The organism is Pseudomonas migulae, from assembly GCF_043225285.1.
Taxonomy (GTDB): domain Bacteria; phylum Pseudomonadota; class Gammaproteobacteria; order Pseudomonadales; family Pseudomonadaceae; genus Aquipseudomonas; species Aquipseudomonas migulae_C.
In genome coordinates this window covers 366,404-378,962 of sequence record NZ_CP171224.1, presented here as the reverse complement: position 1 = coordinate 378,962, position 12,559 = coordinate 366,404, and the positions used below count along the sequence as shown (strand labels likewise).

General features: G+C 61.0%; 10 protein-coding genes. 5 read left to right on the top strand and 5 right to left on the bottom strand.

Annotated elements, in window-relative coordinates; all coding sequences use genetic code 11:
- Position 1 precedes the first annotated feature (1 nt).
- The 3 genes from ACF6ZU_RS01825 to ACF6ZU_RS01815 form a co-directional block, all read right to left on the bottom strand.
- Complete coding sequence (locus ACF6ZU_RS01825) at positions 2–1,417, bottom strand: M15 family metallopeptidase (RefSeq protein ID WP_392890228.1); 1,416 nt, start codon at positions 1,415–1,417, stop codon at positions 2–4.
- Positions 1,418–1,568: 151 nt separating this feature from the next.
- Positions 1,569–1,889, bottom strand: coding sequence for an NIPSNAP family protein (locus ACF6ZU_RS01820; protein WP_392890227.1), 321 nt, complete (start codon positions 1,887–1,889; stop codon positions 1,569–1,571).
- Between the two features lie 25 nt (positions 1,890–1,914).
- A complete protein-coding gene (locus ACF6ZU_RS01815) occupies positions 1,915–2,790 on the bottom strand; it encodes an AraC family transcriptional regulator (protein ID WP_392890226.1) in 876 nt (291 codons plus the stop codon).
- Between the two features lie 153 nt (positions 2,791–2,943).
- Here ACF6ZU_RS01815 and ACF6ZU_RS01810 point away from each other — a divergent pair, with 153 nt between their 5' ends.
- A complete protein-coding gene (locus ACF6ZU_RS01810; RefSeq protein WP_392890225.1) occupies positions 2,944–3,669 on the top strand; it encodes a cysteine hydrolase in 726 nt (241 codons plus the stop codon).
- A gap of 165 nt (positions 3,670–3,834) precedes the next feature.
- Here the strand turns inward: ACF6ZU_RS01810 and msrA are convergent, their stop codons facing one another.
- Positions 3,835–4,341: a peptide-methionine (S)-S-oxide reductase MsrA gene (msrA, locus tag ACF6ZU_RS01805; protein WP_392890224.1), complete on the bottom strand. Its 507-nt coding sequence runs from the start codon at positions 4,339–4,341 to the stop codon at positions 3,835–3,837.
- Positions 4,342–4,368: 27 nt separating this feature from the next.
- Here msrA and ACF6ZU_RS01800 point away from each other — a divergent pair, with 27 nt between their 5' ends.
- Together ACF6ZU_RS01800 and ACF6ZU_RS01795 are read left to right on the top strand one after the other, a co-directional pair.
- Positions 4,369–4,857, top strand: a complete 489-nt coding sequence (locus tag ACF6ZU_RS01800) for a hypothetical protein (protein ID WP_392890223.1) — start codon at positions 4,369–4,371, stop codon at positions 4,855–4,857.
- A 21-nt stretch (positions 4,858–4,878) separates the two neighbouring features.
- On the top strand, positions 4,879–5,361 hold the full coding sequence (locus ACF6ZU_RS01795; protein ID WP_392890222.1) for a hypothetical protein: 483 nt from the start codon (positions 4,879–4,881) through the stop codon (positions 5,359–5,361).
- A 273-nt stretch (positions 5,362–5,634) separates the two neighbouring features.
- Here the strand turns inward: ACF6ZU_RS01795 and ACF6ZU_RS01790 are convergent, their stop codons facing one another.
- Complete coding sequence (locus ACF6ZU_RS01790; protein WP_392890221.1) at positions 5,635–6,030, bottom strand: response regulator transcription factor; 396 nt, start codon at positions 6,028–6,030, stop codon at positions 5,635–5,637.
- Positions 6,031–6,309: 279 nt separating this feature from the next.
- Between ACF6ZU_RS01790 and ACF6ZU_RS01785 the strand changes: the two genes are divergently transcribed.
- Together ACF6ZU_RS01785 and ACF6ZU_RS01780 are read left to right on the top strand one after the other, a co-directional pair.
- Complete coding sequence (locus tag ACF6ZU_RS01785) at positions 6,310–11,781, top strand: AAA family ATPase (RefSeq protein WP_392890220.1); 5,472 nt, start codon at positions 6,310–6,312, stop codon at positions 11,779–11,781.
- 129 nt (positions 11,782–11,910) lie between these two features.
- Positions 11,911–12,498, top strand: a complete 588-nt coding sequence (locus ACF6ZU_RS01780; protein ID WP_392890219.1) for a lecithin retinol acyltransferase family protein — start codon at positions 11,911–11,913, stop codon at positions 12,496–12,498.
- The last annotated feature ends 61 nt before the right edge of the window (positions 12,499–12,559 follow it).

Sequence of the window (12,559 nt, the reverse complement as noted above, 5' to 3'; positions counted from 1 at the left end):
TTTAGCGTTTCGGCAGGTTCCAGCGTTCGCGAACGTGCTCGTATTGCGCCTCGGGCATTTGCACCAGCAGGGGCTGCTGGCGAGGATCGAGCCAGTCGAACAGGCGGGCGATGTCCGCCTGATCCATGGCCGTGCAACCCGCCGTCGGTGAGGTCGGGCTGCGCCAGATATGGAAAAAGATGCAGGAGCCCGAGGCGGGGGACGGCGGTGTGTTGTGTGCGATGACAATGCCCTGGCGATAGCCCGCTTCGTTGCGCATGCGTTCCGAGCTGTTCCAGTCTTTTGAAATTTTCGAGCCGTCGACCAGTTCGTTGTAGCGTTGGGATTGGCTGTCGTCCACGCATTCGATAGTCGGTGTCAGCGCCAGGTAGGGCAGTTTTGTCGCGGATTTATCGTCATAGCCAAACGCTGTCCCGAGATTGAAAACCCCGGCGGGCGCCTTTCCGTCCCCTTCACGTTTCACCGGCTCGCCGCCCGGCTCATCGCTGCCGAGACCCTTGCCCCAGGCCATGCCGTTTTTTCCGAGCACCACTGCAAACCCATCGCCGACTTTTCGAAACGCCTGGCCGTCCCGTTCGTAGCGTTGGGCGGTGCCCTGGATGTCATCCCAGTTTTTGCTGGTGACCACGATCAGTTGTCGGCTGGCGTCGAGCGCTTCGCGGGCACTGACGGGCGTGATCGGGAAATCCATGACGTTGTTCGGCGCGCCGGTGCCCGTGTAGGTGAAGTGCCACCACTCTTTCGAGTAACCGGAAAACCCTTCTTTTTCCATCGCACGGCTCAGTCGCTGCCGATTGCCTTTCGCCGTCGCGTTGATCGCCGCATTGTCGGTATGCGCGCGCTCATCGAAGCAGTCGAAACCTGTGCCCATGTCGCGTGCGCCGTCATGCCAGCGCTGTGCATAGGGTGCGGTGCAATCGACCTGGGTGGCCGAGGGCGTCCAGGTGGCGGCGGGCGGCGCGTCGGGGCCGGTGAGGGTCAGGTCGACGGTGGAGCCGCGGGAGTGATTCGACACCCGCGCCACATAGCCCAGTCGCCAGAAGTCCTGCTTGTCCACGCGCGGGTAGAACTCGGCCTTGCGCGGGTCGCCAGGCTCGGTCGCAAAACGGCCCATGTCGGCCACCGCACGGCTCGGTCGATAGCAGTCGAACACCTTCAGGCCATAACCTTGAGTGCGTAATGAGGCTTGCACCCGGGCGAGGGCGTTGGCCGCTTCCAGCGTCAACAGGCACTCGGCCGCGGCATAGCCATCGAGCGGGTGACCGGTGAAGTTGTGGGCGCCGGCGTAGCGGATGTCTTGCTCGATGGTCGAGTCAATCGTACGCAGGTAGACCATGTGCCCGGGCCGTGATTCGGCGCTGGCAATAGCGGAGATGCACAGGAGCAGCAGAGATGGCAGCCTGTAAAAACGGTTCATGCAAAGTCTCCTGGTGGCCACTGCCGCGCATTCCCCTGTAGGAGCGAGACCGGCTTGCCGGCGATGGACGTCAACGATAACGCGTACTGTCTGAATGAACGTGTTGTCCTTACGTCTTTCGCGAGCAGGCTCGCTCCTACAGGGGATCGGTTTACGGCTTGGTTTTGTCACCGAACACGGGCCTGAAAAAGCTGCGCTCATAACTGAGGATGCACTTGGTTTCTTCAGCGTACTTGAAGGCCGCGATGCACTCGGGATCGTTCATCGAATCCTGCCGATAGCGCTCGTAGGCCGCCAGGCTCGGAAAGCTGAACATCGCCATGGCGATATTGTTTGCGCCTTCGGACGGCAGGAAGTAACCGTGATGCTGGCCGCCGAACTTTTCAACCAGTGGAATCCACAACTTTCCATAGTGCTCGAACGCCTCGATCTGATAGGGATCGAGCACATACTTCAGATAACAAGTGATCACGTTTTCACTCTCTTCTACAGGATGGTTAATCGTCTGATTCGATTTTATGGACATGCGCAGTCACCAGTGGAATCTCCCCGCTGGCTTCACGCTTGAGCCATTCGGCGGGCGGTGAGCCCACCAGGTTCAAAAAGGTACGGGAGAACGACGCCTGGGAACTGTAACCGACCGAGGCGGCGATGACTTTGATCTGTACCCCGTCGCGCAGCAAGTCCTGGGCGACTTTCATTCGCCATGCCGTGACGTAGCCCATCGGCGAAACACCCATGATCCGGGTGAAGCAGGCCGAGAATTTCGACCGGGACATGTTCGCCAGCGTCGCCAGTTTTTCTACGGTCCAGAGGGCTTCAGGTTCCTGGTGTATGCGGTTGAACACGGCGCCGAGACGCCCGTCCTGCAGGGCATAGAGCAAGCCACTGGAAATCTTTTGTTCCTTGACGGAACGGCGCACCAGCAGCACGAAGAGATATTCGAGCAATAGGTTGAGGGCTTTGGTCCTGCCGGGGGCGTGGTCCTGAAATTCGCTGATCAGCGAGCCGATCATGGGGGCGATGTTTTCCAGGTCACGGATCGGGAACACCAGCGTTTCCTTGAGCCCGAGCGGGAAGGGTTGCAGTGAGTTGCGCCCGAACTGGAACGACGCGCAGATCAGCTCGGCGCCTTGCGCGGTACTTGAACGCAACTGGTAGCGGCAGCTGCTCGGACAGAACAGTACGCTGGGTTCGCTGATCGAGATCTTCGGCAGCCCCGGCTGGACCATGTCGATGCCGCCTTCGCTGACGACGTGGATGAAGGCCATGCCCGGTGGCTTGTCGAGCACCAGCATGCCGTCCACGCGCCCGGAGAAAAACAGCCGGCCGTGGAGGCGGGTGCGCTCGAAGAACTCGGAGAGGATATCCATGATTGAGACGACCGGGTAAAGACTCTGCACGTCCTGGCAAAAGCGAAGCCGTGCGCGGCAATAGGATGAAGTTCTCGCCGATGGTAGACAACGCCCCTCCCGGGCGCCATGGCGGAACACGTTTATTCCTGTAGTCGACCGGAGTCCACCGCCATGAGCAACCCTTTATCCACGTCCCCTTATGCCGACCCGGCGGAGCCGGGCTTGCCGAATCCGGGCATGAAGCTCGATCTCGCCCGGGCCGCGCTGGTGGTCATCGATCCGCAGATCGACTTCCTCAGCCCCGAGGGCGTCAGTTGGTCGGTGTTTGGCAAAAGCATCGTCGAGCACGATACGGTCAAGCACATCGGCCAACTGTTTGCGGCGGCGAAGACTGCCGGCATCACGGTCGCGGTGTCCCCGCATTACTACTACCCGTGTGACCACGACTGGCATTTCGGCGGCCCCCTTGAAAAGGTCATGCACAGCCTTTGTATGTTCGATCGCAAAGGGCCGCTGACCCTTGATGGTTTCGAGAATTCCGGCGCCGATTTCATGCCCGAGTACAAGCCCTACATTCTCGACGGCAAGACCATCATTGCGTCGCCGCACAAGGTGTACGGTCCGGAAACCAACGACCTGGCGCTGCAACTGCGCAAGCATGGCGTTTCACAGATCATTCTTGCCGGCATGGCGGCGAATCTGTGTGTCGAGTCGCACCTTCGTGAATTGCTGGAGCTTGGTTTCGAAGTGGCGGTGGTCCGCGACGCAACCGCTGGCCCGACCACCCCGGAAGGTGATGGTTATCTGGCGGCGCTGATCAACTATCGCTACATCGCCAATGCGTTGTGGAGCACGGCGCAGACGCTTGAGTTTCTTGAGGGCCCGCAGTCGTCGTAATCGACGCACCCGTAGGAGCCAGCTTGCTGGCGATGGACTCGAGTGCGCCGCGTTGATTCAGGCAGCACGCGTTATCGTTAACGACCATCGCCAGCAAGCTGGCTCCTACAGGTTGCGGAGCACCTAAAAAAGAGGCGGCTCAATTGAGCCGCCTCTGTGTCGTGGTTATCCGCGCGGGGGCAGTTTCCAGCCAGGCCGGATGAAGTGGCAGGTGTAACCGTCGGGCAGGCGCTCGAGGTAGTCCTGGTGTTCCGGTTCGGCTTCCCAGAACGGTCCGGCCGGGGTGATTTCGGTGACCACTTTGCCAGGCCAGAGGCCAGACGCTTCGACATCCGCCACGGTGTCTTCGGCAATCTCCCGCTGCTTGTCGCTCAGGTAGAACAGGGCAGAGCGATAGCTGGCGCCGACATCATTGCCCTGGCGATTGCGGGTCGTCGGGTCGTGGATCTGGAAGAAAAACTCGAGAATCTGGCGGTAGCTGATCTGCTGCGGGTCGAACACGATTTCGATCGCTTCCGCGTGGTTGCCGTGGTTGCGATAGGTCGCGTTCGGCACGTCGCCGCCTGAATAGCCCACCCGCGTGGACAAGACGCCGGGGTAACGTCGCAGCAGATCCTGCATACCCCAGAAGCAGCCGCCGGCCAGAATGGCGGTTTCGGTTTGCGTCGTCATGAACGGTCATTCCCTCAAAGTGTTGGCATGCTACTGATTGCCGATCGGGGTGTTGAACTGGTCGGAGTAGCTGTCGCCCATGAGCGAGGATGCTACCCGATCCGAACCGATGCCACTGCGGGAATACGCAAGACGAGCAGCGCCGACTTTATCGGCGCCATCAGCGGCAACGGCTCCGGCACCGACGTGATCAGCACCATCCGAAGCAACGGCGCCGGCACCCACGTGATCGGCACCATCCGAAGCGAGGGCCTTGGCGCCCACGTGATCAGCCCCATCCGCCGCAACAGCCCCGGCACCAACATGATCGGCGCCATCCGAAGCGACGGCTCCGGCACCAACATGATCAGCGCCATCCGAAGCGACGGCTCCGGCACCAACGTGATCAGCGCCATCCGAAGCGAGGGACTTGGCACCGACGTGATCAGCGCCATCCGAAGCGAGGGACTTGGCCCCAACGTGATCAGCGCCATCCGAAGCGAGGGACTTGGCCCCGACGTGATCAGCGCCATCTGAAGCGAGGGACTTGGCCCCGACGTGATCAGCGCCATCCGAAGCGAGGGCCTTGGCCCCGACGTGATCAGCGCCATCCGAAGCGAGGGCCTTGGCCCCGACGTGATCAGCACCATCCGAGGCGAGGGACTTGGCACCGACGTGATCAGCGCCATCCGAAGCGAGGGCCTTGGCCCCGACGTGATCAGCGCCATCCGAAGCGAGGGCCTTGGCCCCGACGTGATCAGCGCCATCCGAAGCGAGGGACTTGGCGCCAACGTGATCAGCACCATCCGAAGCGAGGGCCTTGGCCCCGACGTGATCAGCCCCATCCGCCGCAACAGCCCCGGCACCAACATGATCAGACCCATCCGAAGCGACGGCCTTGGCCCCGACGTGATCAGCGCCATCCGCCGCAACGGCCCCGGCCCCAACATGATCCGCGCCATCCGACGCCAGCACTTTTGCTTGTGCAGCCCAGGCTCCCGGGACCATCACCGTGGTCGCAAGTACCAGTACAACGCCTGAAAAAAGCTTGTTTTTCATGTTGCTCTCCACGATCCATCAACCATAGAACCACTGAACACGACCGGTCATCTGATGCTGGGCGACACGACACGTGGGGTTTGGCTGGTTACGTTAGCGATTGGCACAGGCGCGCAGGACTGCGCACGGGTGTCGACGAATTTCCAGAAACAGAGAAGGCGAACTGATTGAGTATAGGTCTCAAATAGCGATTGGCCCGGAGCGCTGACCATCGGTGCAGATACCGCCGGCCTGAGCGACCTCGCGCGATAAACTTCACTGCCGCTGAAGCAGCGCGGTTTCGATGCAATTCAGAAGCCGGTCGGCGTCACAGGGCTTGGGCAGCAAAGCCACCATGTCCGGTGTGCCGACGCCGAGGCGCGGCGCCGCTTCCGGGTAGCCGGTAATGAAAATGGTGGGGATGTTGTAGCCCTTTGCGAACAGCTCTTCGTACATTTCTACCCCACTCATCAGCGGCATCTGGATATCGGAAACCAGGCAATGAACTTCCGCGGCGGCATTGGCGTTGAGAAATTCATAGGCGTTGCAGTAGGTGCGAACCTTGTAGCCGACGGAGCGCAGCAACGTCTTCAGTGCTGATCGAACGGCATCGTCGTCATCGACAATGGCAATGATTGTCGCGTCACGTACAGGAGCGGCTGCCAGATTCATTTGGATCGCTCCATGACCGAGTCAGTTGTATTTACAAGATACGCGGTCTGGTCGGACGGCATAGTCATACTTGTGTATGACGCCGTAAGACCTAGGTGTTGATGTCTGCGCCGAGCGCGTCGTTAAAATAGGCCGTTTCCCGCCGTCTTGGATCGCGACGAGTGACCGTCAGGGCTTGCGAATGGCGCTAATCCAGAACGTGATTACACTGGGAACAGCCTGGATGCAAAGGACGGCCGGCCAACAACCATTAATGTCCCCACGCCGATGAGTGAACGCATGCAGACTTCCTGGGACGACGGTGAGCGAATTTTCAGCCGGGAATCACGCTCGAACGCTGGCAGCGACTGCAATGTACTGGTCGCCCGGCCCGCCGCCGAACAGCCTTCTCCCGCTTGCCTGGCGCGTCTGGCCCACGAGTTTGGCCTGAGGGACGAACTGGACAGCACCTGGGCGGTGCGACCGCTCGACATGCTGCGCGAAGGCGGGCAGACCCAGCTGGTGCTCGAAGACCCCGGTGGCGTGCCGCTCACGCAACTGTTGATCACGCCAATGGGCACCGACACTTTTCTGCGCCTGGCCATCAGCATCGCGATGGTCCTGGGCAAACTCCACCAGCGCGCGCTTCTCCATAAAGACATCAAGCCCAGTCATATCCTCGTGAACTGTACGGACGGGCGGGCCCGGCTCACCGGGTTCGGCCTGGCGTCGCGGCTGCCGCGTGAGCGACAGGCGCCGGAAACCATCGCCGGCACGCTCGCCTACATGGCCCCCGAACAAACGGGCCGGATGAACCGCTCGATCGACTCGCGCAGCGACCTTTATTCCTTCGGTGTCACCTTGTACGAGATGTTGACCGGCTCGCTGCCGTTCAAGGCGTCAGACCCGATCGAGTGGGTGCATTGCCACATCGCAAAAAAACCACAACCGCCCAGCGAACGGGTCGAAACCGTCCCCGAGACGCTCTCCGACATCGTCATGAAATTGCTCGCCAAGACCGCCGAGGAGCGCTACCAGACGGCCGCCGGGGTCGAGCATGATCTGCGCCGCTGCCTGGCCGACTGGCAACAACGACAGTACATCAGCGCCTTCGCGCTGGGCGAGCACGGTGCCTCCGACCGGCTGCTGATTCCGGAAAAACTCTACGGGCGCGAGCGCGAAGTCGAGACCCTGGTGGCCGCGTTCAGCCGCATCGTTGAAAGCAGTGCACCGGAACTGGTCCTGGTCACCGGCTATTCCGGCATTGGCAAGTCTTCGGTGGTCAACGAACTGCACAAGGTGCTGGTGCCGCCGCGCGGCCTGTTCGCTTCCGGCAAATTCGACCAATACCGGCGCGACATTCCCTATTCAACCCTGGTGCAGGCGTTCCAGAGCCTGGTGCGCACCTTGCTGGGCAAGAACGACGCGGAACTGGCGGACTGGCGCGACGACTTGCAGACCGCGCTGGGCGAGAATGCGCGGCTGATGTCGGACCTCATTCCCGAACTCAAGCTCATCATCGGCGAGCCGCCACCGGTTCCGGCGCTGGACCCGCAGCAGGCGCAACACCGCTTCCTCCTGGTATTTCGGCGCTTCATCGGTGTGTTCGCCCGGGAGAGCCATCCGCTGGCGCTGTTTCTCGACGACCTGCAATGGCTCGACGCGGCAACGCTCGACCTGCTTGAAGACCTGCTGACCAGTTCGGATGTTCGGCACCTGATGCTGGTCGGCGCCTACCGCAGCAACGAAGTGGACGTCACGCACCCGCTGACCGCCAAACTGCAGGCTATTCGCAACGCGGGCGGCAAGATCGGGGAGATCACACTTGCACCACTGGCGAAGACGCATATCGAGCAGTTGATCGCCGAGGCACTGCATGACGAGGTCTCGCGGATCGAGCCCCTGGCGCAGCTGGTGCTGGACAAGACCGCCGGCAATCCGTTTTTCGTGATCCAGTTCTTGCAGGCACTGGCCGATGAGCAACTGCTGACGTTCGACCATGAGGCACGGCAGTGGAGCTGGGATCCGGATCGCATCCACGCCAAGGGTTACACCGACAACATTGTCGACCTGATGGTCGGCAAGCTGGCCCGCTTGCCGGACGACACTCGGCAAGCGCTGCAACAACTGGCCTGCCTGGGCAACGCCGCCGGGATGAGCGCGCTGACCACTGTGCTGGGCCTGCCGAAAGCGCAGATCCGCGCGGTGCTCTGGGAAGCGATTCGCCAGGAATTGGTCGAGCGGCTGGAGGGCGGTTACGGGTTTGTCCACGACCGGATTCATGAAGCGGCCTATTCACTGATCGCCAAGGGCGCGCGTGCCGAAGCCCATCTGCGCATCGGGCGCCTGCTCGCCGCGCAAACGGCCCCGGAACAGCGCGAGGAGGCGATCTTTGAAATCGTCGGCCAGCTCAATCTTGGCACCGCGCTGCTGACCGATCAGGCCGAGCGCGAGCAACTGGCCGAGTTCAACTTGCTGGCTGGCCAGCGTGCCAAGGCGTCGACGGCTTACGCGTCAGCCCTCAACTACCTCGCCACCGGCGCGCAACTGTTGGACGACGCTTGCTGGACGCATCGGCATGAGCTGATCTTCGCGCTGGAGCTGAACCGCGCCGAGTGCGAGCTGCTGACTGGACAGTTGTCCGTCGCGGAACAGCGTTTGACGGCACTGTCGGACCGCGCCCGGACCACGGTCGAACACGCCCATGTCGCGTGCCTGCAAATGGATCTTTACCTGCTGCTGGATCGCAGCGACGGCGCGGTGTCCGTCTGTCTCGCCTACTTGCGCCATGTGGGCATCGAGTGGGTGGCCCATCCGAGCGATGAAGCGGTGCGCCAGGAGTATGACCATATCTGGTCGTTGCTGGGCGACCGGACCATCGAGGAGCTGATCGATCTGCCGCTGATGGAGGACGCGAGTTCCCTCATGACAGTCAGTGCGTTGAGCAAGCTCTTTCCTCCAGCGTTGCAGACGGATGCGAACCTGACGTGCCTGCTGATCTGCAAGGCGGTCAGTTTCAGCCTCGAACGAGGTAACTGCGATGCTTCGTGCGTGCATTACGCCAATGCATTCAGGGTCGCCGGGCGGCGTTTCGGTGATTACCAGGCAGGTTTCCGCTTCGGCCAGCTGGCGTGTGAACTGGTGGATCGACGCGGTCTGAAGGGGTTTGAGGCCAGCACCTTTCTGTGTTTCTCGAACTTTGCCGTGCGCTGGATGAAACCGGTGGGGCAGTGCCGTGACCTGTTGCGCCGTTCCTTTGTAGCGGCGAACCGCATCGGCGACCTGCCGTATGGCGCCTATGCGGGCAACAGCCTCACCTCCGATTCGCTGTTCGCCGGCGAACCCTTGTCCGAGGTTCAGGAAGAAGCCGAACGTGGGCTGGCCTATGCCAAAAAGGTGCGCTTCGGGCTGGTGGTCGATTTCATCACCACGCAACTCGCGGTGATCCGGATGCTCCGAGGGGCGACGCCCGCGTTCGGTTGTTTTGACAGCGAGCCGTTCAACGAGGCTGAAACCGAGGCCCACCTGGCCAGCAATCCGGACCTGGCACTGGCCGAGTGCTGGTACTGGGTTCGCAAGTTGCAGGCGCGCTACATGGTCGGCGACTTCGGCGCGGCCATGGACGCCGCTGGCAAGGCGCAGCAGTTGTTGTGGACGTCCTACCTGTTCTACGAGGAAGCCGAATACTGCTTTTATGACGCGCTGGCACGGGCCGCCTGGTGCGATGGCGTGCCGGTGGAGGAACACGGGCAGCACCTGATTGCGATGGCGGCGGACCTTCGCCAGCTGCAGACCTGGGCGCAACAATGCCCGGAAAATTTCGCCAGTCGCGCCGCCTTGGCGGGCGCGGAAATCGCCCGCGTCGAAGGGCGGGTGATGGACGCCGAGTCGCTGTATGAACAAGCGATTCACAGCGCGCAGGAAAGCGGGTTTGTTCATATCGAGGCGCTGGCCAACGAACTCGCTTCGCGTTTCTACGCGGCGCGCGGTCTGGGCAAGATTGCCCGGGTCTATCTGCAGGATGCCCGTTACGGCTACCAGCGCTGGGGCGCGGATGGCAAGGTGCGGCAACTGGAGGCGAAGTACCCGACGCTGAGAACCGAAGAACACCCCCTTGGCCCGACCACCACGATGGCGGCGCCGGTCGAACACCTCGATCTGACCACCGTGCTCAAGGTGTCCCAGGCCGTGTCGGGTGAAATTGTCCTGGATAAGCTGATCGACATGATCATGCGCACGGCGATCGAACAGGCCGGCGCCGAACGGGGCCTGTTGATTCTGTCGGACGGCACTGAGCACCGGATTGCGGCCCAGGTGACCACCGGCGCTGACTCAACGCAATTGCACGACGCGCCGGTGAGCGCGGAGCTGTTGCCGGAGTCGATTCTTTATCACGTGCTGCGCACCCGGGAGAGCGTTTTTCTCGACGATGCCATGGCCGAGGCGACGTTCGCCACGGACCCTTATGTCCGCCAGTACCGAGCCCGTTCGATACTTTGCCTGCCGCTGATGAACCAGGCCAAACTCGTCGGTGCGCTGTACCTCGAAAACAATCTGGCCGCCCGTGTGTTCAGTCCGGCGCGGATCGCGGTGCTGAAACTGGTGGCCTCGCAGGCGGCCGTCTCGCTGGAAAATGCCCGCTTGTACCGCGAGGTCGCGGAGCGCGAAGGGAAGATCCGGCGCCTGGTGGACGCCAACATCATCGGCATTTTGTTCTGGAATGCCGACGGCGACATTATCGAAGCCAATGATGCGTTTCTGCGCATGGTCGGTTATGAGCGCGCCGACCTTGCCGCGAGTCGCCTGAGCTGGAGAGGCCTGACGGTGCCGGAGTTCCGTGAGCTCAGCGAGCAGTCTCTGGCACTGGCCTTGCGAACCGGCCACGCCCGTCCCTATGAGAAGGAATATTTCCGCAAGGATGGCAGCCGCCTGCCGGTGATTGTTGGTCTGGCCATGTTCGAAACCGGCAGCAGGGAAGGGGTCGCGTTCGTGGTGGACCTGACCGAGCGCAAGCAGGCGGAAGAGAAAATCCGCGAGAGCGAACGACGCTATCGCGAAGTGCAAACGGAGCTGGCCCATGCCAACCGCGTCGCGACCATGGGTCAGCTGGTGGCCTCGATCGCCCACGAGGTCAATCAACCGATTGCCGCCGCGATCCTCAATGCCAATGCCGCCATGCGCTGGCTGAACGCCCAGCCGCCGGAAATCGGCGAGGTTCAGCAGGTGCTCGGCAGTCTCATCAAGGACGCCAATCGCGCGGCCGACGTGCTCGGTCGAATCCGCCGGCACATTCGCAAGTCACCGCCGCAGAAAGAACTATTGGACATCAGCGCCGCGATTCACGAGATGGTCGAATTCACCCGCGGCCAGATCACCAAGAGCGGCGCGCGGATAGAACTGCAACTTGCCGAGGGATTGCCAGCCATCGAAGGCGATCGCGTCGAACTGCAACAGGTGCTGCTCAACCTGATCATGAATGCGCTTGAGGCCATGAGCGGTGTCAGCGACGGCGAACGGCAACTGCACATCAACGCCATGCTGGACGGTTCGGATGGCGTGCGCGTGATCGTGAGCGATTCGGGGCCGGGGTTCGCCCCGGAAAACATCGATCAGGTGTTCACCTCGTTCTACACCACCAAACCGACCGGAATGGGGATGGGACTATCGATCTGTCGTTCGATCATCGAGGCCCATGGCGGCCGCTTGTGGGCGGCTGCCAACCAGCCGCGCGGCGCCATTGTTCAATTCACGCTGCCGGGGGTGGAGGACTAAATCGGTAGTGGCGTCATACTAAGGTTTAGTGAGCGTATATCAACGGTCGCTTCGATTAATCCTATGTACAAAAGATGTTCCGCAAGCCTGGCGATATATTGAATACCAAGGCTTGCGGAGATCGTTGTCATGAATAACTTAATTAATAAGATAGTCGACGGGCTTTCCTCGTTACGTTCTACATTGTCAGCCTGTTTGACGTTGTTAGTTGCGTTCGCCGGCATTTATGTAACGCCTTCGAAGGACGGGAATAATTACTCCGCGAGTCATGACAAAACGTTCGGGCTTCCATTCGGCCTGATCAATATTGAGCACCTGGAAAACAACTTCGCCGTTGGCGCGCACCTGATCAGCCCTCGTTCGTTTTATATGCACCATGGCATCCATCTTGGCGGAGGCAAAATCGCTCATTACTCGGGATTCAGCAGCTCATTCCGGGCCGGCCCCATTGAAATAACCGACCTCGAAAGCTTCGCCAACGGCAAACCGGTCTGGGCCTGCCAGGAGTCGCGGGAGTATTCTGCAGCGGAAATCGTCAGGCGTGCGCGCTCCAGGGTGGGGGAGAGCCAATACAGGGTACTCTCCAATAATTGTGAGCACTTCTGTAGTTGGTGCATCAATGGTGAAAGTTACAGTGCTCAAATAAATGCTTATTTACATAGTCCGCGTGGTCTTCTGTCTTTTATTTCATCGTTGGATCCTCGCTTTATTGCATGACGTTAAATCCTTTCGGGCGGTGTTTGTCTACTTGTCCATGCTCCTGAAAACCCTGTGCTAC